The 22,062-nt window shown below is 67.8% G+C and carries 22 protein-coding genes; 16 read left to right on the top strand and 6 right to left on the bottom strand.

What is annotated here, in order from left to right; genetic code table 11:
- The first annotated feature begins 94 nt into the window (after positions 1-94).
- The 3 genes from J3E61_RS06580 to J3E61_RS06570 all read left to right on the top strand — a co-directional run bounded on the left by J3E61_RS06580 (position 95) and on the right by J3E61_RS06570 (position 3,365).
- Complete coding sequence (locus J3E61_RS06580; protein ID WP_210085458.1) at positions 95-2,437, top strand: hypothetical protein; 2,343 nt, start codon at positions 95-97, stop codon at positions 2,435-2,437.
- A gap of 135 nt (positions 2,438-2,572) precedes the next feature.
- Positions 2,573-2,812 (top strand): hypothetical protein, encoded by a 240-nt coding sequence (locus J3E61_RS06575; protein WP_210083009.1) that lies wholly within the window; start codon positions 2,573-2,575, stop codon positions 2,810-2,812.
- Between the two features lie 22 nt (positions 2,813-2,834).
- Positions 2,835-3,365, top strand: coding sequence for a hypothetical protein (locus tag J3E61_RS06570; protein WP_210083008.1), 531 nt, complete (start codon positions 2,835-2,837; stop codon positions 3,363-3,365).
- Between the two features lie 4 nt (positions 3,366-3,369).
- Here the strand turns inward: J3E61_RS06570 and J3E61_RS06565 are convergent, their stop codons facing one another.
- Positions 3,370-3,891, bottom strand: coding sequence for a 2-oxo-4-hydroxy-4-carboxy-5-ureidoimidazoline decarboxylase (locus J3E61_RS06565; protein ID WP_192724454.1), 522 nt, complete (start codon positions 3,889-3,891; stop codon positions 3,370-3,372).
- Between the two features lie 63 nt (positions 3,892-3,954).
- Positions 3,955-4,443, bottom strand: coding sequence for an inorganic diphosphatase (locus tag J3E61_RS06560; protein WP_192724453.1), 489 nt, complete (start codon positions 4,441-4,443; stop codon positions 3,955-3,957).
- A 106-nt stretch (positions 4,444-4,549) separates the two neighbouring features.
- Here J3E61_RS06560 and dacB point away from each other — a divergent pair, with 106 nt between their 5' ends.
- The 6 genes from dacB to J3E61_RS06530 all read left to right on the top strand — a co-directional run bounded on the left by dacB (position 4,550) and on the right by J3E61_RS06530 (position 11,121).
- Complete coding sequence (gene dacB, locus J3E61_RS06555) at positions 4,550-5,932, top strand: D-alanyl-D-alanine carboxypeptidase/D-alanyl-D-alanine-endopeptidase (RefSeq protein WP_210083007.1); 1,383 nt, start codon at positions 4,550-4,552, stop codon at positions 5,930-5,932.
- Positions 5,933-6,005: 73 nt separating this feature from the next.
- Entirely contained in the window at positions 6,006-7,058 is a 1,053-nt protein-coding gene (locus J3E61_RS06550; RefSeq protein ID WP_210083006.1) for a zinc-dependent metalloprotease, read from the top strand.
- Entirely contained in the window at positions 7,037-7,999 is a 963-nt protein-coding gene (gene tilS, locus J3E61_RS06545) for a tRNA lysidine(34) synthetase TilS (protein WP_210083005.1), read from the top strand. The genes J3E61_RS06550 and tilS overlap by 22 nt, the downstream gene beginning before the upstream one ends.
- A gap of 2 nt (positions 8,000-8,001) precedes the next feature.
- Positions 8,002-8,598 carry a hypoxanthine phosphoribosyltransferase gene (hpt, locus tag J3E61_RS06540; protein WP_210083004.1) on the top strand — a complete coding sequence of 199 codons (597 nt, stop codon included), beginning with the start codon at positions 8,002-8,004 and terminating at the stop codon, positions 8,596-8,598.
- 2 nt (positions 8,599-8,600) lie between these two features.
- Positions 8,601-8,837 (top strand): hypothetical protein, encoded by a 237-nt coding sequence (locus tag J3E61_RS06535; protein WP_192724449.1) that lies wholly within the window; start codon positions 8,601-8,603, stop codon positions 8,835-8,837.
- A gap of 64 nt (positions 8,838-8,901) precedes the next feature.
- Entirely contained in the window at positions 8,902-11,121 is a 2,220-nt protein-coding gene (locus tag J3E61_RS06530; protein ID WP_210083003.1) for a molybdopterin-dependent oxidoreductase, read from the top strand.
- A 106-nt stretch (positions 11,122-11,227) separates the two neighbouring features.
- On the opposite strand, the gene J3E61_RS06525 is transcribed toward J3E61_RS06530, so the two are convergent.
- Genes J3E61_RS06525 through J3E61_RS06510 form a run of 4 tightly spaced genes read right to left on the bottom strand, consistent with a single transcriptional unit; the run spans position 11,228 to position 15,087 of the window.
- Positions 11,228-11,968, bottom strand: a complete 741-nt coding sequence (locus tag J3E61_RS06525) for an SIMPL domain-containing protein (RefSeq protein WP_192724447.1) — start codon at positions 11,966-11,968, stop codon at positions 11,228-11,230.
- Between the two features lie 16 nt (positions 11,969-11,984).
- The gene (locus J3E61_RS06520; RefSeq protein ID WP_210083002.1) at positions 11,985-13,001 is read right to left on the bottom strand and encodes a zinc-binding dehydrogenase; all 1,017 of its coding nucleotides are present in this window, start codon (positions 12,999-13,001) and stop codon (positions 11,985-11,987) included.
- Positions 13,001-14,194: an LLM class flavin-dependent oxidoreductase gene (locus tag J3E61_RS06515; protein ID WP_210083001.1), complete on the bottom strand. Its 1,194-nt coding sequence runs from the start codon at positions 14,192-14,194 to the stop codon at positions 13,001-13,003. The genes J3E61_RS06520 and J3E61_RS06515 overlap by 1 nt, the downstream gene beginning before the upstream one ends.
- A complete protein-coding gene (locus tag J3E61_RS06510) occupies positions 14,191-15,087 on the bottom strand; it encodes an alpha/beta hydrolase (RefSeq protein WP_210083000.1) in 897 nt (298 codons plus the stop codon). The genes J3E61_RS06515 and J3E61_RS06510 overlap by 4 nt, the downstream gene beginning before the upstream one ends.
- A gap of 220 nt (positions 15,088-15,307) precedes the next feature.
- Here J3E61_RS06510 and ftsH point away from each other — a divergent pair, with 220 nt between their 5' ends.
- The 7 genes from ftsH to J3E61_RS06475 all read left to right on the top strand — a co-directional run bounded on the left by ftsH (position 15,308) and on the right by J3E61_RS06475 (position 21,984).
- Positions 15,308-17,641, top strand: a complete 2,334-nt coding sequence (gene ftsH, locus J3E61_RS06505) for an ATP-dependent zinc metalloprotease FtsH (protein ID WP_210082999.1) — start codon at positions 15,308-15,310, stop codon at positions 17,639-17,641.
- A 76-nt stretch (positions 17,642-17,717) separates the two neighbouring features.
- Entirely contained in the window at positions 17,718-18,296 is a 579-nt protein-coding gene (folE, locus tag J3E61_RS06500) for a GTP cyclohydrolase I FolE (RefSeq protein WP_210085457.1), read from the top strand.
- Positions 18,245-19,111 carry a dihydropteroate synthase gene (folP, locus tag J3E61_RS06495; protein ID WP_210082998.1) on the top strand — a complete coding sequence of 289 codons (867 nt, stop codon included), beginning with the start codon at positions 18,245-18,247 and terminating at the stop codon, positions 19,109-19,111. Before folE ends, folP begins: the two co-directional genes overlap by 52 nt.
- Before the next feature lie 12 nt (positions 19,112-19,123).
- Positions 19,124-19,507: a dihydroneopterin aldolase gene (folB, locus tag J3E61_RS06490; protein WP_192724440.1), complete on the top strand. Its 384-nt coding sequence runs from the start codon at positions 19,124-19,126 to the stop codon at positions 19,505-19,507.
- On the top strand, positions 19,504-20,016 hold the full coding sequence (folK, locus tag J3E61_RS06485; protein ID WP_210082997.1) for a 2-amino-4-hydroxy-6-hydroxymethyldihydropteridine diphosphokinase: 513 nt from the start codon (positions 19,504-19,506) through the stop codon (positions 20,014-20,016). Before folB ends, folK begins: the two co-directional genes overlap by 4 nt.
- Positions 20,016-20,492, top strand: coding sequence for a DUF3180 family protein (locus J3E61_RS06480; RefSeq protein ID WP_192724438.1), 477 nt, complete (start codon positions 20,016-20,018; stop codon positions 20,490-20,492). Before folK ends, J3E61_RS06480 begins: the two co-directional genes overlap by 1 nt.
- A gap of 76 nt (positions 20,493-20,568) precedes the next feature.
- A complete protein-coding gene (locus tag J3E61_RS06475; RefSeq protein ID WP_210082996.1) occupies positions 20,569-21,984 on the top strand; it encodes a hypothetical protein in 1,416 nt (471 codons plus the stop codon).
- The last annotated feature ends 78 nt before the right edge of the window (positions 21,985-22,062 follow it).

The following is a 22,062-nucleotide window of genomic DNA, read 5'->3' as shown; positions in this document are numbered from 1 at the left end:
ACCGGCCTAGCGTATTTCGGTTACCGCCCGCAATGGGTCTGAAAACGTGAAAAGGCCATTCTGCAGACTGCGGTTGACGCAAGCTCGATTCGTGATGCGTCGTGACGTCGATGCGGTGCGCCTGGCCCAGGCTGGATTGCTCGGCGTCGTCGTGGCCGCGACGGTGTATCTGTCGGTGCTGGCGGTCGACCCCGCGATCCGCGAGGCCGCACCCGAAGGGCTGCGGTGGTTCGGCCGACCGGGCTCCGGGCCGACCATCGCCGTCGTCGCGATCGGCATCGTCGCGTTGTGCGTGATCGCCTACCGCGCCAGGGCCGCGGGCAGTGTCTCGCTGACCATCGTGCTTGCCCTGACGGTGATGAACTGCGTGCTCGGCATGGCCTCCTACTGGAATTGCCACGACAGCGCCCACCCCGTGTTCATCACGCCGTTGATGTGGACCGCGCAATTGGTCAAGGGCGGCGTTTCGGAACTGCAGATGGCCGGCGGCGCCGCCTGTCCGACGCCGATCCCGGTCGCATTGGACATCGCGCGGATGGGTGCGCTCGCGGTGATCTTCCTCGGCGTCGCCAGCGTGGCCATTGCGCTGTTTCGCGCTCAGGTCGACCGGGTCAGGGCGCGCGCTGCCCGGACGGTGACCGCGGTGATCGGCGTCGACGACGACTCCCGTTCGATGATCACTGCAGTCGCTCGAACCCTCGAGCCGCGCAGCCAACTGGTCGTCGTCGCCGACAACATCGACCACCCCGTCGTGGCGGATTGCCGGGCGGATGGCGCGCGGCTGATCGCCGCGGCGCTTGATTCACCGGAAGCTCTTGCCGCACTTCCGTTATGGCACAAGTTGAACCGGCTCTACCTGCTGCACGGTGACCCGTCGACCAACCTGGCCCGCCTGCAGACCATCGGCGAGGCCAGAGCCGCCCGCGGCGCCGAACGCCGGCTTCCCCTGATCGTGCGCATCGACGACCCCTGGTATGCCGTTGCCTGGCGCGCTCAGCAGGCCGGGGGAAGCGACGGCCGCTGGGCCGCCGACGCGGTCGGCAAGTACGAGGTGACTGCGCGGCGGCTGCTCGACGAGATCGGCGAACGCGGTGGCGTCAACCGCATCCTGGTGTGCGGCACGTCGCCTCTGACGTTGGCCTTGTGCGCCGACCTCGAACAGCGCAGGCGCGAACACGAGTTCTGCGTTCGCGGCGATCATGACTTTCCCACGATCACGGTGGTCGCCGATGCGGCGGAGGAATACGCCAACGACCACCGGCACCGCCAACAACGGCTCGGGCTGCCGCGCGGCGACCGCTACGTCGACGCCGTCGATGAGGCACCGTCGATACCGGTACTCACGCGACTGATCGCGGAAGCACACGACGCCGGTTGCGCGGTGATCTTCGTCGACGCCGACCCGATGTTCGGCGCCGCGATCGACCCGACCATCGCGACACGGCTGGCGATGCGATTCCCGGACGTGCCGATCTTCGCCTGGAACGCCAAGGCCGAAAGTGCGGGCGGCGAGCGCGCCGGCATCGACGCGCTGCGCACCTATCGACTCACCATGGATCTGCCCGCTGGGCACGCGCACGACGCGTGGGAGCGGGCGGCGATGCTGATCCACGAGCGGTACCGGCTCAGTGCCGGCGGGACGTCGCCCGCGCGTCGGCCGTGGGCGGAGCTGGACGAGTTCTACCGCGGCTCGAACCGTCGCCAAGTGCGCAATGCCCTGTGGCTGGTGGAGCAGATCGGCGGGCACACCTGGAACAGCCTGGAGGGCTGGGCCCCTGACATTCCGAAGGCCCAGGCTGTTGAGCCGCTGGATCAGCTGCAGGCGATGGGCTTTGACCGCGCTGCCGCGCTGGCGATGGCGCGCGCAGAACACGAGGACTGGTGTCGCTACTACCGCAAGGCAGGGTGGTCGTGGGGCGAGGTCCGCGACGACGAACGCAAGACGCACCCGAACCTGACCGATTGGCGCACCGTCGAGGCCGACCCCGAACTCCTGCACGCCTCGCTGGCCAGCCTGGCTGCCACGCTCTCGCAGCTGCGCGAGCTGGGTTACCGGTCGGTGCCGCGCTGGCGGCGCTACCGCCGCGTCGGGGTGGTCACCGCAGAGCAGCGGTCGCAGCCGTGGACATGGACGTCGGACTCGGGACACGAGATGCGTGCAGGCGCGGGCGACTGGCTGGTACAGGACGACGGGGGACGGTCGTGGTCGGTGCGTGACGACATCTTCCGCGCCACCTATCAGCGCGTCGACGACAAGCATTGGCGCAGAGCCGGATTCGTCGCGGCACGGCCGGCCCGCGACGGTGAGGTCGTCGACACGTTGGAAGGCACGGCGGCAGCGGGTCCCGGCGGATGGATCGTGCGCGGAGAGGGCGGCGAGCGATGGCCGGTGTCGGCCGAGGAGTTCGGCCGTCGCTATGAAGGACCTGTGGACTGAGCAGAAAACAACGACGCAATTACACCCTCGAAATTCCGCGAATTGCGTAGTCGCATTGCGCAAATGCGCCAACAGAAGGGTCCGCGCGGCGTACCGTTTTCTTCGCAAATTTCCCACACCCCGGGGAGGAATGTGATGCGCAAATTCGGTATGGCCCTCGCGATCGTCGCGATGATGTCGGGCTCGGTGGTCACCGCGCAGACGGCATACGCGGCGCAGAGCTCACACGACACGACCACCTACACCCAGCCTGCGGTGCCTGTCGGTCCGGCCGTGCAGATGCTCGACTGCTTCGGGACCACGGGCGGAATGGGCTGTGGGCCGGGCTGGGTGTGGCGTGACGGCTGGCGCGGTTGGGCCTGCTACCCCTGCTGATCACCACCGATTGGAGCATGTCGTGAACAAGATTCGCACAATGGCAGGCGGATTCGCAGCGGCCGCGGTGCTGACCATGAGCGGTTTCGGTTATGCCGCAGCACAACCCGGCGACTTCAGCACGCTACCGGTTGACCCCAATCTGATCACCGATTCGCTCGCTTATAACGCGGCGGCGCCTGTCTTCAACCCGAATGGACAGCCGGGCGTCGAGACCGTCTACACCCACCGCGACGGCAGTCGGACCATCACCACCACTGTGCTCGTGCTGCCCGACGCGGGCGCGGCAACGGCGGCATTGGACGGCGCGAGAGCAGGTTTGGCGGTCGCCAACGGCAAGTCACAGCCCGCGGCGGTCGGTTCGGGCGGAACGATGCTGACCGGGATGTCGCCGGACGGGTCGAAGTCGGTGACCGTGCTGTCCTTCACCGAGGGCAATACGGCTACCACAATCGAATTCGCCGGTGCACCAAAGGATCCCGCGCCGTCGGATTTGGTGCTGGAACTGGGTCGCAAGCAGGACACCGCGATCCGCGACTGGCAGGCCGCTTAACAGCTCACCAGTTGTCGTAGCCGCCCTCGGGTCCGAGCATGCGCTCGAGCCGGGTGCGGTTGATGCGCGCGAGTTCGTTGCGCACCACCTTGCGCTCGGTTTCGAAGTCGTTGAGGAGCCGGTCGTTCATGGTGGCCAGCACGTCTTGGGCGGTGTAGCCGTTGATGAACATCACGAACCCGAAGCCGAAGTGCTCGAGGTATTTCTTGGACGCGGCTGTCAGGCGGTCCATCACCTCGGGCTGATCACACCAGACCGCGCACTGCTCGGCCTGCGACTTCTCGCTGCCCGGCCGCCGCCCCACGTCCGGGTAGGCCTGCAGGATGGAGTCGATCGAGTCCTCGGACAGGCCGAACAGCAGCGCGTCGGCTTCGCGGAACAGCCGATCGTGGCTGTCGTACGGCCGGCCGCGGGCCAGATCGGCGGCCAGCGGCACGCTGTAGCAGCACTCGTAGATGGCGTGCACCGCACGACGCATCGGCAATGCGTTGAACGCGGCCAGGCCGATCCCCTGATGCAGCAACACACAGCAATCATCAGAGGTGCAGAGCACGCCGACGTTACCGCGTGTTACAGCGAGGAAAACTAACTAGTGCCCGGCGTTCTTGAAGCGGTCGACGGACGCCTTCAACTCGGCCTCGGCCTCCTCGCGGCCCACCCAGTCGGCGGCCTTGACGAACTTGCCCGGCTCCAGGTCCTTGTAGTGCACGAAGAAGTGCTTGATCGCCTCGAGCTCGAAGGCGGGCACGTCGCCGAGGTCCTGAATGTGGTCCCACCGCGGATCGCCTGCGGGCACACACAGCAGCTTGTCGTCACCGCCTGCCTCGTCGGTCATCTTGAACATCGCGACGGGCCTGGCCTCCACGACGCAGCCGGGGAACACCGACTCGGGCAGCAACACCAGCGCGTCCAGCGGATCGCCGTCTTCGCCGAGCGTGTTCTCGAAGAAGCCGTAGTCGGTCGGGTAGCCCATCGGGGTGAACAGGTAGCGGTCCAGCTTCACCCGGCCGGTGTCGTGGTCCACCTCGTACTTGTTGCGCGATCCCTTCGGGATCTCGATGACGACGTCGAACTCCACCGCCGCAGCTCCTCACGCATGTGCTCAGGTCTCTTCCAGGGACGGGCCTCACCCTAACGGAGCGATACGCTGCTTTAAGGGGGCGGTTCACTAGATCAGGAGAGATATGCGGCCGACGCAGTGGCGGCGATCCACGCATGTGGGGATCGGCGTGGCGGTGCTGCTGCTGGTCGCAGGCGTCGTCGCGGCGGCCGCCGTGTTCGGTAGCGGCAACTCCACCAGCGATGCGCAGGCCGTCAAGGCCGTGCCGGCAGCTGCCACCGCGGCGCCGGGCATCGTGCCCGTTTCCGACTCTGCGACCAAGCCGACTCCCGACCGGCTGGCAGCCACGCTGGCCCCGCTGGTGGCCGACCCCAACCTGGGGGCGCTGACCGGCCGGATCACCGACGCGATCACCGGGGCGCAGTTGTGGGCGCAGGGCGCCGAGGTGCCGATGCAACCCGCGTCGGTGAACAAGACGCTCACCACGGCCGCGGCGTTGCTTGCCCTCGACCGCGACGCGAGGCTGACCACCCGGGTGCTGTCGACCGGGCAACCCGGTGTCGTCGTGCTCAAGGGCGGTGGCGACCCGACGCTTTCGGCGGCGCCGAGCGGTCAGGACACCTGGTACAAGGGTGCGGCGCGCATCAGCGACCTCGCCGACCAGGTGCGCAGCAGCGGCGTCGACGTGACGACGGTGCAGGTCGACGTCAGTGCGTACAGCGGACCGACCTTGGCGCCCGGTTGGGATCCCGCCGACATCGACGGCGGCGACATGGCGCCGATGGAAGCGGTGATGCTCGACGGCGGCCGCACCCAGCCGGTGAGCGTCGATTCGGCACGGTCCAGGACGCCCGCGCTTGACGCGGGCCGCGCGCTGGCCGTCGCGCTGAAGGTCGACCCCGCCACGGTGACCGTGTTGCCTTCCGGCATGAGCGGAGGCAAGGAGATCGCGTCGGTGCAGTCGCCGCCGCTGATCGAGCGGCTGCGGCAGATGATGAACGACTCCGACAACGTGATGGCCGAGTCGATCGGCCGCGAGGTGGCCGCGCATGAGAACAAGCCGCAGAGTTTCGACGGCGGTGTGCAGGCGGTGCTTGCTCAACTGAACAAGGCGAAGATCGACACCGGCAATGCGCATCTGCTGGACTCCAGCGGGCTCTCCGCCGACGACCGGCTCACCGCCGAGACGCTGGACGGGGTGGTGACCGCGGCCGCCGGTGATGACCAGCCAAGGCTGCGGCCGCTGGTCGACCTGCTGCCGATCGCGGGTGGCAGCGGCACGCTTTCCAACCGCTACGTGGACACCGACGCCGGCCGTGCCGCCGCCGGATACCTACGGGCCAAGACGGGGTCGTTGACCGGAACCAATTCGTTGGTCGGCATCGTCACCGACGCCAGCGGGCGGGTGCTCACCTTCGCGTTCATCTCCAACAACGCCGGCCCGACGGGCCGCACTGCGATCGACGCGCTGGCCGCTGCCCTGCGGTCGTGCGGGTGCAGCGCATGAGCACCCGAAGACGACCGCGAGTGAGGATCGCAGCGAGGAACGAGCGAGGACCGGAGCGACCGGGAGTCGAGGCATGAACCGAGCAACGAGGCCAAAGCTCACTGTCGGCCGCGCCGTGGACTGGCAGTTCGCCGCGACCGTCGGCGCCAAACTGGTCCGGCCCGGTCCCGCCGCCACCGACTACACCCACCGGCAGGTCATCGATCAGCTGGCCGAGTCGTCGCGCACCGCCGAATTACCTGTGCGCGAGGTGACGGGGTTGATCGAGGGCGGCGAGATTCCCGAGGCACGCGTCGTCGACCGCGTCGAATGGATCCGCGCCGCAACGCAATCCATGCGGGTGATGACGGGCGGTGCAGAACATCCCAGCGGCTTCATCACCGGCCGCCTCACCGGGGCGCAGACCGGCGCCGTGCTGGCGTTCATCTCGTCGGGAATCCTCGGCCAGTACGACCCGTTCGGGCCGAACGGCGGTGAGCTACTGCTGGTGTATCCGAACGTGATCGCAGTCGAGCGTCAATTGCGGGTGTTGCCAGCCGATTTCAGGCTGTGGGTGTGCCTGCACGAGGTCACCCACCGGGTCCAGTTCCGGGCCAACCCCTGGCTCGCCGAGCACATGTCGCAGTCACTCGCGGTGCTGACCGAGGACGCCGGGGAGGATGTCTCCCAGGTGGTCGGGCGGCTGGCCGAGATCATCCGTAACAGGCGTGACGGCGTTGCGCCGGAACCGAATTCGGCTGGTGTACTCGGCTTGCTGCGAGCGGTGCAGTCCGAGCCGCAGCGCCAGGCGCTCGATCGGTTGCTTGTGCTCGGCACGCTGCTGGAGGGACACGCCGACCACGTGATGGACGCCGTGGGTCCCGCAGTGGTCCCGACGGTCAGCACGATTCGGCGCCGGTTCGACGAACGCCGCAAACGCAAGCAACCGCCGCTGCAGCGCATCGTGCGGGCCCTGCTGGGATTCGACGCCAAGCTCAGTCAGTACACGCGCGGCAAGGCATTCGTCGACCATGTCGTCGGCCGGGTCGGCATGGCCAGGTTCAACACGATCTGGACCAGCCCCGAAACCCTGCCGCTGCCAACCGAAGTCGATGATCCTCAGCGATGGATCGACCGGGTGCTGTAGCGACGCTGACCGCGGCGGTGGCCGCCTTCGTCAGCGCGCATGCCGCACATCACGAACGCTGGTGTGTGGCGTTGTCCGGCGGTGCGGATTCGCTGGCGCTCACGGCCGTGGCCGCCGCAGCCAAACCCACCGTCGCGCTGATCGTCGACCATCGGCTGCAACCCGAATCCGGCCAGGTGGCGGCGACGGCGCGAGAGCAGGCGTTATCACTGGGATGTGTTGACGCCCAAGTGCTTTGCGTCGATGTGGGCACCGACGGCGGGCCGGAGGCGGCCGCGCGCACCGCTCGCTATCAAGCCCTGCGGGATGCCAGCGGGCAGGCCCCGGTGCTGCTCGCGCACACCCTCGACGACCAGGCCGAGACGGTGCTGCTCGGGCTGGGGCGTGGCTCGGGCGCGCGGTCCATCGCAGGCATGCGGGTCTGCGACCCGCCGTGGTATCGCCCGCTGCTGGCTGTTCGTCGGGCGGTGACGCATGCCGCCTGCGAGGAACTGCGGCTCTCACCGTGGCAGGACCCACACAACGCCGATCGAAGGTTCACCCGCACGCGGCTGCGCACCGAGGTGCTGCCCCTGCTGGAGGACGTGCTTGGCGGCGGGGTGGCCGAGGCGCTGGCGCGGACCGCGACCGCGCTGCGCGAAGACACCGAAGCCCTCGACGACCTGGCAGCGCACGCGATGGCCGAGATCGGCACCCGCGGGGGTCTGGACATTGAGCGGCTGGCGGCGCTGCCGGACGCGGTCCGCCGCAGGGTGATTCGGGGTTGGCTGCTCGCAGGTGGGGCCAGTGGGCTGACCGACAAGCAGATCCGCGGAGTGGACACGTTGGTGACGGCGTGGCGCGGTCAGGGCGGCGTGGCCGTCGGGTCGGCGTTGCGCAATCAGCGTCTGATCGCCGGGCGCCGCGACGGGATGCTGACGCTGCACACCGAGCCGGTGTGAAGATGTGGCACGCTGTGGACGTGGCTGAGCAACCCGCCGAGCTGTACCCAGGCGACATCAAGTCGGTGTTGCTCTCAGCGCAGGCGATCCAGGACAAGGTGGCCGAACTCGGTGCGCAGGTCGGCGCGGACTACCGCGACGCGATCGCCGAGAACGACCTGCTTCTCGTCACGGTGCTCAAGGGTGCGGTGTTCTTCGTCACCGACCTCGCGCGGGCCATTCCGGTGCCGACACAGCTGGAGTTCATGGCGGTCAGCTCCTACGGCTCCTCGACCTCGTCCTCGGGCGTCGTGCGCATCCTCAAGGACCTCGACCGCGACATCAACGACCGCGACGTGCTGATCGTCGAGGACGTCGTCGACTCCGGGCTGACCTTGTCGTGGTTGCTGCGCAACCTGGCCACCCGGCGGCCGAGGTCGCTTCGGGTGTGCACGCTGCTGCGCAAGCCCGACGCGGTGCGCGCCGACGTCGACATCGCCTACGTCGGCTTCGACATCCCCAACGAGTTCGTGGTGGGCTACGGCCTCGACTACGCCGAGCGCTACCGCGACCTGCCGTATATCGGCACGCTCGATCCCAAGGTGTACGAGCAGGAGTAGGCGTGGGCAACGAAGAGCTCGCCGAATCGCTGCATGTGCTCGAGGGGCTCGGATACCGGCAGGTGCGGGCGGGTGTCGACGAGTCCACACGTCAGGAGGGCTGGCATCCGCCGCTGCAGCCAGGGGACTACTACGTGGAGACCTGGATGCCGGACTGGGCGGGCTATAGCCAGCAGAACGTGATCCACGTCGAGGTCGATCCGGCCCGCCCGCTTCCGCCCGATCTCCTGCTCAAATGAGCGGCAACAGCGATTACGTAGGGGGTAATGGCGCGACCGCCGGGGCACAGCGCAGAATGCGGAGATGACCACAGCCCTTCGGATCTGCCCGTTCTGCGAGGCCACCTGCGGCTTGACGCTGACCATCGAGGACGGCCGGGTGACCGGCGCCCGCGGCGACCGCGACGACGTGTTCAGCCACGGGTTCATCTGCCCGAAGGGCGCCAGCTTCGCCGAACTCGACAACGACCCTGACCGGTTGACGACGCCGCTGGTCCGTCGTGACGGCGAACTCACCGAGGCCACCTGGGATGAGGCGTACGCCGTCATCGCCGAGCGGTTCGGCGGGGTCATCAAGGACCACGGCGCGACGTCGGTCGGCGTGTACCTCGGCAACCCGAACGCACACACCATTGCCGGTGCCCTCTACGGACCGCTGATCATCAGGGCGCTGAAAACCCGGCACGTGTACAGCGCGAGCACTCTTGACCAGATGCCCAAACATGTCGCCCTTGGCTACATGTTCGGCAGCCCAGTCGCATTCACTGTCCCCGACCTTGACCGCACCGACTATCTGGTGATCATCGGCGCGAATCCCCTTGTGTCCAACGGTAGTTTGGCCACTGCGGCGGACTTCCCCGGCAAGCTGCGGGCGTTGCGCAAGCGCGGCGGCAAGCTCACCGTGATCGATCCGGCCCGCACCCGCACCGCCGAACTCGCCGACCGTCATATCGCACCGCGCCCGGGCACGGATGCCGCTCTGCTGTTCGGGGTAGTTCACACCTTGTTCGAAGAAGGCCTTGTCGCACCGGATCTCGGCGGTATGGCCGAGCATGTGAACGGCCTTGAGGAACTTCGCGGGTTGGCGTCAGGCTTCTCACCGGAATCGGTCGCCACGCACTGTGGTGTGCCTGCCGACGAGATCCGGGCCTTGGCGCGGGAGATCGCCGCCGCGCCGTCGGCGGCGGTGTACGGCCGAATCGGTACGTCCACAGTCGAATTCGGCACGATCGGCAGCTGGTTGGTCGACGTCATCAACGTCCTTACCGGGAATCTCGACCGGCCGGGTGGGGCGATGTTCCCGCTAGGCGCGGCGATGCCCGCGCCACGGCCTGCGGGCCCCGGCAAGGGGTTCACCACCGGCCGCTGGCACAGCCGCGTCTCCGGCTATCCCGAGGCGCTCGGGGAGCTGCCCGCGGTCGCGCTCGCCGAGGAGATCGACACCGCAGGCGACGGTCAGATCAAGGCGATGATCACGATCGCCGGCAACCCCGTGCTGTCGGCGCCCGACGGCGACCGGCTCGACCGGGCGCTGGACAGCGTCGATTTCATGCTCAGCATCGACCCGTATCTCAACGAGACGACGCGGCACGCCGACGTGATCCTGCCGCCGCCACCGCCGTCACAGGCAGGCCATTTCGACTTCGCGCTGAACAACCTTGCGGTGCGCAACAATGCCCGCTACTCGCCGCCGGCGCTGCAATCGGATGGTCGACCCGACGAGCCGGAGATCCTGTCGCGCCTCGCGCTGATCCTTTACGGCATCGGGTATCAGGCCGACCCGGCGTTGGTGGACGACCAGGTCATCGCGACGACGCTGCAGAAGGAAACCGCCGACCCCGATTCACCGGTTGCCGGGCGTGCGGTCGACGAACTGACCGCGATGCTGATCGACGGTCCGGGATACGAACGCCGTCTCGACATGATGCTTCGGCTCGGCCCGTACGGAGATGCGTTCGGCGCCAACGCCGATGGCCTGACCCTGGAGCGACTCAAGGCGGCGCCACACGGCATCGACTTCGGCCCGCTGCAGCCCAGGATGCCGGCGGTGCTCAAAACACGTTCGGGCAGAATCGAACTCGCGCCCGAGCCGCTGATCGCCGACGCCGCTCGGTTGCAGGATTCGCTGAGCCGCGGCGACGACGGTTTCGTGCTGATCGGTCGCAGGCATCTGCGTTCGAACAACAGCTGGATGCACAACCTGCCCGCTCTGGCGGGCGGGACGAACCGCTGCACGCTGCAGATCCACCCGGACGACGCGGCAGAACTCGGGCTGACCGACAACGCGTCGATCAAGGGGCCCGGCGGCGATGTGGTCGCGCCGATCGAACTGGATCCGGGTATGCGGCGCGGCGTCGTGTCGCTGCCGCACGGCTGGGGCCACGACCGCGGCGGCACGCGGCAGGCGGTGGCCGCCGATCAACCCGGCGTCAACGTCAACCAGCTCAACGACGGCGGCCAACTCGACCCGCTGTCGGGCACCGCTGTGCTGAACGGCATCCCGGTTGTCGTCGCCCCCGCCTAGCCACAACTACCGCCCCAACTACCGCGAGCGTGCGTGTCTGCACGCCGACACGCCGCTAGTTGCGGACATTTCGCGCACGCTCGGCGCGGCGCGAGTGTGCGCAAAGTCAGGTGAGCTCGAAGATCACCGTCACCGAGAAGCCGACCGTCTGCTGGCCGGGCTCCAGCGGCACGGCCGCCATCTCCGCACCCTTGAAGTTGGGCACGGGCGTCGGCGGTGTCGAGCCGCCCGACTCGGTGATCGAGATGACCTTGCCGAGCTTCAGACCGGACAACTGCGCGTACTGCTGGGCGCGGTCCTTGGCATCGTTGAACGCCCGCGCCCGCGCGTCCTTGACGAGTTGCGAGTCGTCCTCGAGCGAATAGTTCACCGAGTTGATGCGCGTGGCGTCCCCGCCGGTGCTGACGATCAACGCCAACGCCTGCGATGCGCTGTCGAGTTTGCGGATCTTCACGTCGATCGAATTCGTGGCGCGGTAGCCGATGATCGTCGTGCTGTCGCCGCCTGCGAATTGCGGTTGCAGGCTCACATTCGACGTGCTGATGTCCTTGCGGTCGATGCCCGAGCCCACCAACGCGTCGATGACCGCCTGTTGACGGTCGCTGGTCTGGTTCATGGCGCCGCTGACGTCGGGTGCGACGAACTCGATCGACGCGTTGACGGTGAGCCGGTCCGGCGTGCCCTGCACCTCGCCCGCGCCGACGACGGTTACTTGCCGGGCGTCCTTGTCGCCGGTTGCCGTTGGGCCAGAGGAGGAGTCGCAGGCCGAGAGACCAACCGCGGCAAGCCCCGCCGCGGCGAGAAGGAGGAAACGGGTGGACATCTTCGCTCTCGCTGCGATCGGCATGCCTCGCACCATACCTTCAGGGAGCCACCAGGATCTTGCAGTGCGCGTCGGGGTGCGCCAGCTCGTCAAACGCCGCACCGACGCCGTCCAGGCCGACCTCACCGGTAATCATCGGCGCCACGTCGACGTCACCCTCGGCGATCGCGCGCAGGCAATCGGTGAACTCCGTCGGGTCGTAGGCCAACACGAACTGCACGTTGATCTGCTTGGCGATCGCGAAATACGGATGGAAACTATCGGCCTGCATGCACACTCCTGCGACGACGACGCGCGCACCGACAGGCGCCCGGCGCAGGATGTCGTCGATGATGCCCGGCACGCCGACTGCCTCGAACACCACCGTGGGGCGCGCGCTGTCGAACGGTGACCCATCAGCGGGGTCTACGGTCGACGTCGCGCCCATCGCGAGGGCCAGTTCGCGTCGGCGGGCCGAATAGTCCGCCGCCACAACTGTTTCCACACCGCGGTGGCGAAGCCCCGCGATGATCGCGATGCCGATCGGCCCGCAACCGAGCACCAAAGCGGCCTCACCGCGCTCGATAGCAGATTTGTTCACCGCGTGCAGGCCGACGGCCATCGGCTCGGTCAGCGCAGCGTGCCGCGGGTCCAGTCCATTGGGGATCGGCGTCAGCAGCGGAGCCGATAACAGCATCCGCTCCGCGTAGCCGCCAATCGTCCTGTTGGAGTAGACGATCGGCTCGATGCCGCCGGCCGAAAGCAGCACCGGCAGGGAGGTGACCAGCGTGCCGGGCGCAGGCGCCACGGTGTCGGGCCCCGCCTCGAGCACTTCGGCGCTGAACTCATGACCCATGAAAACGTCACGGCTCAGATCGATATTCATGCCGCCGCCACCGAAGCCCTCGATCTGATCGTTGAGTTCAAGCACATCGGCGCCGTGTTTGGCGAAATGCAGGTCCGAGCCGCAGATTCCGCACGCCTTCACGCCGACGAGCACCTGGCCGGGGCCGGGAACCGGTTCGGCGACATCGTCGCGCAGTACCATGCGGCCGTCGCGCAGAACGGAGGCGCGCATCAGGTTTGCTCGCGCTCTTTGAGCTCGTCGGTGTGCTCGTTGATCGCCTTGACGATGGCCTCGCCCGCCCGGCCAAGGAGCTTGTCGCGCATGCCCTTTGCCCAATCGTGGCTGGCCCGCGGCGCGGACAGCTGCCCCTTGAAATGCGGCATGACCTCACGCGCGAACAGTTCGTACGAGTGGTACGTGGCAGCGGGCGAGGCCCAGTCGTGGCCGAGTAGCAACAGCGTGCCGAACCCACCGGACTGATCGAGCAGATCCTGAATGTAGGCCACTGCATCGCCGGGCGTGCCGATGCAGCAATTGCCCATGCCTGCATACTCGGCCACGAATTCGCGCGGGGATTGCGTTCCCTCAACCGAATTCGACAAGGGCACGAATCCGGCCGCTCCGAAGTAGTTCGCGAAATCCTGCAACCCATAGGTGCAGTCGTCGATCGCCTGCTCCTTGGTGTCAGCCAGATGGATGATGGCCAACACCCGCCAGTCGTCGCGGTCCGGCTCGTCACGGCCGGACTTCTCGGCCTGGTCGACCACGACCTCCCAGGTGTTCTCCAGCGCTGCATAGCCGCCGGGCACCGACATCGACAACGAAAGCAGCGAGGTACCAAGCGCACCCGCCAGCCGCGGACCGGACGGGGAAATCATTGCCGCCGTTGAGATTTCGGGATGCGGCCACGTGTACGGACGAATGTGCAGCTGGGCTTCCTGCAGCGTGAACCAGTCGGAATGCCTGCTGACCCGCTCCTCTGGCGCCGCGCGGAACAATGCCAGGATCGCCTCGAGGGATTCCTGCATCATCCGCCGCTGCTCGACCGGGTCGATCCCCATCATGTAGGCGTCGGAAGGCAGCGCGCCCGGGCCGGTGCCGAAGATCACGCGTCCGCGGGTCAGGTGGTCGAGCAGCACCCAACGGTCGGCGACCATCAGCGGATGGTGGTAGGGCAGCGACACCACGCCGGTGCCCAGCTTGATGTGCTTGGTGCGCTCGGCGGCTGCGGCGATGAACACCTCCGGGCACGCGATCAGTTCGTAGCCGCCGGAGTGGTGTTCGCCGTACCAGACCTCGTCGTATCCGAGCTTGTCGAGTGCGACGGTGCGATCGAGGTCGTATTCCAGTGCGACGGTTGGAGATTGACCGACGGGGTGAAACGGCGTGATGAAGACTCCGAACTTCATCGGCTTACCGCTCATGACTCCTCCAGTTCGGTCAGGAATGCCAGCAGGATTCGGTTGACCTCGTCGGCGCGTTCCTGTTGCACCCAGTGGCCCGCACCGTCGATCCACTTTTCGGTGTAGGGGCCGACGGCCAGTTCACGCGCGCGGGCCGGGTTCATGGTGTGGCCCACCGGGTCTGCGGTGCCGCCGACGAACAGCGCGGGCGCCGTGATCTTCGCGTCGGCGAGCTGCGGCGTCGACTCCCAGTTGCGGTCGTAGTTGCGGTACCAGTTCAGCGCGCCGGTGAAGCCCGTCCTGCTGAACTCGGTGACGTAGTGCTCGAATTCGTCGGCGCTGATCCAGTCCGGCAGCGGCGCGGGTCCGGTCAACAGCCCGGCGAACATTCCGCTCATCGTCGCGGCGACGTCGGCTTCCATCTCGGCCTCGGCCACGCCTGGCTTCTGGAACCGCAGCATGTAGAAGTCGTCGCCGAACTTCTGCCGCCAGCGTTCGGTGGGGCGCGACCGTGCCCGCGGGATGGGTGGAACCGAAAGGCCCGCGACCGCCCGCACGCGCCCGGAGTGCAAGACGGCGGTGTGCCAGACGACCATGGCACCCCAGTCGTGGCCAATGAATGTCGCTTGTCGTGCGCCGACGGCGTCGAGCAGGCCGACGAGGTCGCCGGTGAGCGCATGGATGTCGTAGTCCTCGACAGCGTCGGGACGGTCCGAGCCGCCGTAGCCGCGCTGGTCGGGAGCCAGCACGTGGTAGCCCGCCGCCGCGATCACCGGGATCTGGTGGCGCCACGAGTAAGCCAGTTCGGGAAAACCGTGTGCCAGGACGACCAGGGGTGCGCCGCGCTCGCCGGCTTCGTACACCCGCAGTGAAACGCCGTTTGTCTCAACTAACCGCTCGGTCGAGGTGAGCACGACCACAGCCAAGCACAGGGCAACGGTCGCCGAAAGAGTGTGTTCTGCCGGGGCCGAGTGTGGGCTCGTGTCACGCTTCGAGCGCGACAAGCGTGCGGGTAACCCACGTTCGGCGGAAGGGCCAGACAACCGCGGGAACTGCTGTTCGTTGGTCTAGCGGTAGCCTTGAGGTTTCCAGCTGCGCGTATGGAAGGACCTGGCCCACGAGGGCCGATGCTTGATGAACCGGAAAAATGTGATTCGCACGGTCACGGCGGTCTGCGTGATCCTGCTGCTGGTCTGGTCGTTCTTCTATTTCAGTGACGACACCCGCGGCTATAAACCCGTCGATACCTCGGTGGCGATGGCCCAGATCAACAGCGACAACATCAAGAGCGCGCAGATCGACGACCGTGAGCAGCAACTGCGGCTCGAGCTGAAGAACGGCAACGCCGACACCGACAACAGCGACAAGGTCATCACCAAGTTCCCCACTGGGTACGCCGTGCCGCTGTTCGACGCGCTGAACGCGAAGAACGCCAAGGTCAACACCGTGGTCAACCAGGGCAGCATGTTGGGCTCGCTGCTGATCTACCTGCTGCCGCTGCTGTTGCTCGTCGGGTTGTTCGTGATGTTCTCCCGCATGCAGACCGGCGGGCGGATGGGCTTCGGCTTTGGCAAGTCGCGGGCCAAGCAGCTCTCCAAGGACATGCCGAAGACCACGTTCGCCGACGTCGCGGGTGTCGACGAGGCGGTCGAAGAGCTCTACGAGATCAAGGACTTCCTGCAGAACCCGACCCGCTATCAGGCGCTCGGCGCCAAGATCCCCAAGGGCGTGCTGCTTTACGGCCCACCGGGCACCGGCAAGACGCTGCTCGCCAGGGCCGTCGCAGGCGAGGCCGGGGTTCCGTTCTTCACGATTTCGGGTTCGGACTTCGTCGAGATGTTCGTCGGTGTCGGCGCGTCCCGGGTGCGCGACCTGTTCGAGCAGGCCAAGCAGAACAGCCCGTGCATCATCTTCGTCGACGAGATCGACGCGGTCGGTCGCCAGCGTGGCGCCGGCCTCGGCGGCGGGCACGACGAGCGCGAGCAGACGTTGAACCAGCTGCTCGTCGAGATGGACGGCTTCGGCGACCGTCAGGGCGTCATCCTGATCGCGGCCACCAACCGACCCGACATCCTCGACCCAGCGCTGCTGCGGCCGGGCCGCTTCGACCGCCAGATCCCGGTGTCCAACCCCGATCTCGCCGGCCGCCGCGCGGTGCTGCGCGTGCATTCGCAGGGCAAGCCGATCGCGCCCGACGCCGACCTCGACGGGCTGGCCAAGCGGACCGTCGGCATGTCCGGCGCCGATCTGGCCAACGTCGTCAACGAGGCCGCGCTGCTGACCGCCCGGGAGAACGGCACCGTGATCACCGGCCCCGCGCTGGAGGAGGCGGTCGACCGCGTCGTCGGCGGGCCGCGGCGCAAGAGCCGGATCATCAGCGAGCACGAGAAGAAGATCACCGCCTACCACGAGGGCGGTCACACGCTCGCGGCGTGGGCGATGCCGGACATCGACCCGATCTACAAGGTGACCATCCTTGCCCGCGGCCGCACCGGCGGCCACGCGATGGCGGTGCCCGAGGACGACAAGGGCCTGATGACCCGCTCGGAGATGATCGCCCGACTGGTGTTCGCGATGGGCGGGCGCGCCGCCGAGGAACTGGTATTCCGCGAGCCGACCACCGGGGCGTCCTCCGACATCGACCAGGCCACCAAGATCGCCCGTGCGATGGTGACCGAGTACGGCATGAGCAGCAAGCTGGGCGCGGTGCGCTACGGCACCGAACACGGCGACCCCTTCCTCGGTAGGACGATGGGCACGCAGGCCGACTACAGCCATGAGGTCGCGCAGATCATCGACGACGAGGTGCGCAAGCTGATCGAGGCCGCGCACACCGAGGCGTGGGAGATACTCACCGAATACCGCGACGTGCTCGACACGCTCGCAGGCGAGTTGCTGGAGAAGGAAACCCTGCACCGCGCCGAACTGCAGGCCATCTTCGGTGACGTGAAGAAGCGGCCCAGGCTCACCATGTTCGACGACTTCGGCGGCCGGGTGCCGTCCGACAAGCCGCCGATCAAGACGCCGGGCGAGCTCGCCATCGAACGCGGCGAGCCGTGGCCCAAGCCGATCCCCGAGCCCGCGTTCAAGGCGGCCATCGCGCAGGCAAGCCAGGAGGCCGCCGCGCGCCAGGCCCACCAGAACGGCGCAAATGGCAACGGCGCCAACGGAATCCCCGCGAATGCGCCGACGCAGCCCGATTACGGCGCCCCAGCCGGATGGCACGCGCCCGGCTGGCCACCGCAGGGCCAGCCGCCGGGACAGCCGTACCCCCAACCGCAGGGGTACTGGTACCCGCCGCCCCACTGGCAGCAGCACTACCCGTATCAGCCCTACCCGCAGACCGGACATCCGCAGCCCGTACAGGATGCTCCGCCCGTGCAGGACGCTCCTGGGGTACAGGACGCTCCGCCTGCGCAGGGCGCCAACGAGGATCCGGGCCATGACAGCGGCCGCCCGAACGGCTGACAGATAAACGGAGGCTCCGATGACCCCGCGCACGCGAGGAGCGGTACCGCAGACGTCGCACAACAACTCGGCCACGGTGAGCCACCGTGTCTTTGACCAACCGCGCGCCGAGGCCGCGGTCCGCGAACTGCTGATCGCCGTCGGCGAGGACCCCGACCGCCATGGTCTCGAGGACACGCCCGCCCGGGTGGCGCGGGCGTACCAGGAGATGTTCGCCGGGCTCTACACCGACCCGGATACCGTGCTGGACACCACCTTTGACGAACAGCACGACGAACTGGTGTTGGTCAAGCAGATTCCGATGTACTCCACCTGCGAACACCACCTGGTGTCGTTCCACGGCGTCGCGCACGTCGGCTACATCCCCGGCAAGGACGGCAGGGTCACCGGCCTCTCGAAGATCGCGCGCCTCGTCGACTTGTACGCCAAGCGCCCGCAGGTGCAGGAGCGGCTGACTGCGCAGATCGCCGACGCGCTGATGCGCAAGCTCGATCCGCGCGGCGCGATCGTCGTCGTCGAGGCCGAGCACCTCTGCATGGCGATGCGCGGCGTGCGTAAACCCGGCGCCATCACCACCACATCGGCGGTGCGCGGGCAGTTCAAATGCGATGCGGCATCGCGTGCCGAGGCGCTGGATCTGATCCTGCGAAAGTGAGCACGACGCGCGTGCAGGTCATGGGGGTCGTGAACGTCACCGACGATTCCTTCTCCGACGGGGGACTGTTCCTCGACCGTGACCGCGCCGTCGAACATGGACTGGCGCTGGCCGCGCAGGGTGCAGCGATCATCGACGTCGGCGGCGAATCGACCCGGCCGGGCGCCACCCGCGTCGAGTCGCGCGTCGAGTCAGCCCGCGTGCTACCCGTCATCAAAGAGCTTGCCGGGCAAGGTATTACGGTCAGCATCGACACGATGCACGCCGAGGTGGCACAGGCGGCGCTGGAAAACGGCGCCCAGATCGTCAACGACGTGTCCGGCGGGCGCGCCGACCCCAACATGGCTCCACTGCTCGCTGACGCGAAAGTGCCTTGGGTGCTGATGCATTGGCGCTCGGTCGGCGCAGAGGCACCCCATCAGGCGCCCAACTACCGCGACGTGGTGGCCGCAGTGCGTGACGAGTTGCTGGCAAGCGTCGATGCGGCCGTGCATGCGGGTGTTGACCAGTCCCGGCTGATCATCGATCCCGGCTTGGGTTTCGCCAAGACCGCAGAACACAATTGGGCGCTGCTGCGTGCGCTGCCGCAGTTCGTCGACACCGGTATCCCGGTGCTCGTCGGCGCGTCGCGCAAACGCTTCCTCGGCTCACTGCTGGCGGGCGCCGACGGCGAGCCCCGGTCGCCGGACGGAAGGGAGACCGCAACAGCGGTGATCTCGGCGCTGGCAGGACTGCACGGCGCGTGGGGGGTGCGGGTGCACGATGTGCGGGCGTCGGTGGACGCTCTGAAGGTGCTCGAGGCTTGGACGGGCTGAGAATGGTTGAGCATGGCTGATCGAATCGAGTTGCGTGGCTTGACCGTTCGCGGCCACCACGGTGTGTTCGATCACGAACGTCGCGACGGCCAGGACTTCATCGTCGACATCACGGTATGGATCGACTTGGCGGGCGCCGCCGCGAGCGACGACCTCGCCGACACGCTCGACTACGGCAGGCTCGCCCAGCGCGCCGCCGATATCGTCGCGGGGCCGCCGCGCAACCTCATCGAGGCGGTGGCGGGCGCGATCGCCGACGATGTGATGACCGACGAACGCGCGCACGCCGTCGAGGTCGTCGTGCACAAGCCGTCGGCACCGATCCCGCTGGCATTCACCGATGTTGCCGTCACAGCGCGACGTTCCCGACGCGGCGGACGCGGGGGAGCGGCATGACGCGCGTCGTGTTGTCCATCGGATCGAACCTCGGTGATCGGCTGGCGCGACTGCAGTCGGTGCTCGACGGTCTCGAGGGGGCGGTACGGGCGGTTTCGCCGGTTTACGAGACGCCGCCGTGGGGTGGGGTCGAGCAAGGGCCGTTTCTCAATGCGGTGCTCATCGCCGACGACCCCGCCATGGACGCGCATGGCTGGCTTCGTCGTGCACAGGAGCTCGAAACGGCGGCCAACCGGGTACGCGAACAGCGTTGGGGCCCACGTACTCTCGACGTTGATCTCGTTAGCTGTCATGACGCTGAGCGTGAAGTGACGTCGCGTGACGCGGAACTCACGCTGCCGCACCCCCTGGCACACCTGAGGGCATTCGTACTCATCCCGTGGCTGGCGATCGACCCCGATGCCGTCTTGACGGTGGCAGGCCAACCGCGCCGGGTCGGAAACCTGCTCTCCGAACTCGACGCTGCCGACCGCGACGGTGTGCGCGTCACCGAGCTGGCGCTGAACTGATGGGACCCACTCGCAAGCGTGACCTGACGGCCGCGACGGTGCTGGCCGCCGTCGTTGGCTACTTGTTCGTCGTGCTGGCGTACCGCTACTTCCCGCCGATCACGGTGTGGACGGGGGTGTCGCTGCTTGCCGTTGCGATCGCTGAGGCCGGCTGGGCGTTCTATGTACGCACCAAGATCAACAACAACGAAATCGGCGACGCGCGCGGTTGGCTGCATCCGCTTGCGGTGGCACGGTCCGTGGTGATCGCAAAGGCGTCGGCGTGGGTGGGCGCGCTGGTGTTCGGTTGGTGGATCGCCGTGCTGGTCTACCTTTTGCCGCGCCGCGGCACGCTTCGGGTGGCGGGCGAGGACACCGCGGGAGCGATCGTGGCGGCCGTCTGCGCGCTCGCGCTGGTGATTGCTGCGCTATGGCTACAGCATTGCTGCAAGTCCCCACAGGAGCCGCCCGAGAACGCCGACGGGGCGACCGAGTAACTGACCAGCGGCGTCGACGGCCGAATCGCCGAATGGGTCGACACGCGAGATGACCTGTGGCAGGTACAGTCGGCCCATGGCCGATCTGTCCCGCGGTACGCGCTCCCGGCGCGCTGCCCGCAGGCCGGGTTGGCTGCTGATGACGGTGTTGCTGGTGCTCGCCATCGGGGCGAGTTCGGCGCTCGTATTCACCAACAAGGTGGAGTTGCTGAAGCTGGCCGTCATCCTGGCGTTGTGGGCCGCCGTGGTGGCGGCATTCGTTTCGGTGATCTACCGCAGGCAAAGCGACATCGACCAGGCCAAGGTGCGCGACCTCAAGCTCGTGTATGACCTGCAGTTGGACCGCGAGATCTCGGCGCGGCGCGAATATGAGCTAACGGTGGAAACCCAGCTACGCCGCGAGCTGACCTCTGAGATCCGCGCACAGGCCGCCGACGAGGTTGCCGGTCTACGGGCCGAATTGGCCGCGCTTCGGGCCAATTTGGAAATTCTGTTCGACGCCGACCTGTCGCACCGGCCCGCGATCGAAACCGATCGCAGCCGCGACTACGGCGACTGGCCGCGGGTCGCAGAATCCGCAGGCCGGGTCACCGCCAGCCGGATCGACACCGAAGATTCCGACGACGGCGATGCGAACACCGAGGAAAGCCCGATCATCGACGTGTCGGCCGAACCCCACGCACCTGAGGCGGAGTGGGCGCCGATGACCGGCGGTGCGCACCGTCGACCGTCGGAGACAGAGCAGGAGCGGGCCCGACGCCATCGCGCCGAGGAGCAGTCACGCGCGTGGTCGCCGCCGCCACCACCATCGGTCAACGAGACCACCACCCAATTCACTTGGGAGCCACCGCAACAGGAGCGACCACTGGAACCACCGGCCCCGCCACCGCGCCCCGAGCCGGAGCCGGTTGCGAAGGAAGAAGCCGGAGCACAGGCTTCCGATTGGCAGCCGGCACCGGCCGAGGGTCAGTGGCTACCCCCCGGCGCACCGGGTAGCAACTGGGTTGCGCCCGTGCCGACCCCGGTCGCCGAGGTGCCTACCGAGAACGGCTCGGCCGCCGAGTACGTCGGCAGACGACGGGCACCCGAGCCGGCCCCTACCGATTCGCCGGCTCAGCCGGCCCCTGCCCAATCGCCGGCTCAGCCGGCCCCTGCCCAATCGCCGGCTCAGCCGGCCCCTGCCCAATCGCCGGCTCAGCCGGCCATGCAGTCCCCGTCAGCCGAGCTCCGCCGCGGCCGCCACTCCGCACCCCCGGAGGCGGCCGACCCCGGTCGCCCGCCCGCGCCGCCGTCCTTGCACGCGGAATCCGGCGGTCCGCCGCCACATCACGAGCGCGAGCAAGAGCCGGCGACCGAACCGCCGCCTGCCGAGTCCGAGGGGCGCAGGCACCGCAGCGCAGAGGACACCGGCGGACAATCGGTTGCCGAGCTGCTGGCCCGGCTCCAGGCCACCCCGACCGGGGGCGGCCGTCGCAGGCGCCGCGACGAGTGAGTTAGGCTTTCAGCGACCGTCCGGTACCCGCAATGCAGGACCGGAACGAAGAAACCAGACATTTTGCGAGGTCGTCTG

The organism is Mycobacterium sp. OAE908 (assembly GCF_017872775.1).
GTDB lineage: Bacteria > Actinomycetota > Actinomycetes > Mycobacteriales > Mycobacteriaceae > Mycobacterium.
The sequence above is the reverse complement of the archived record's forward strand: the minus strand, read 5'-3'. Positions and strand labels throughout refer to the sequence as shown.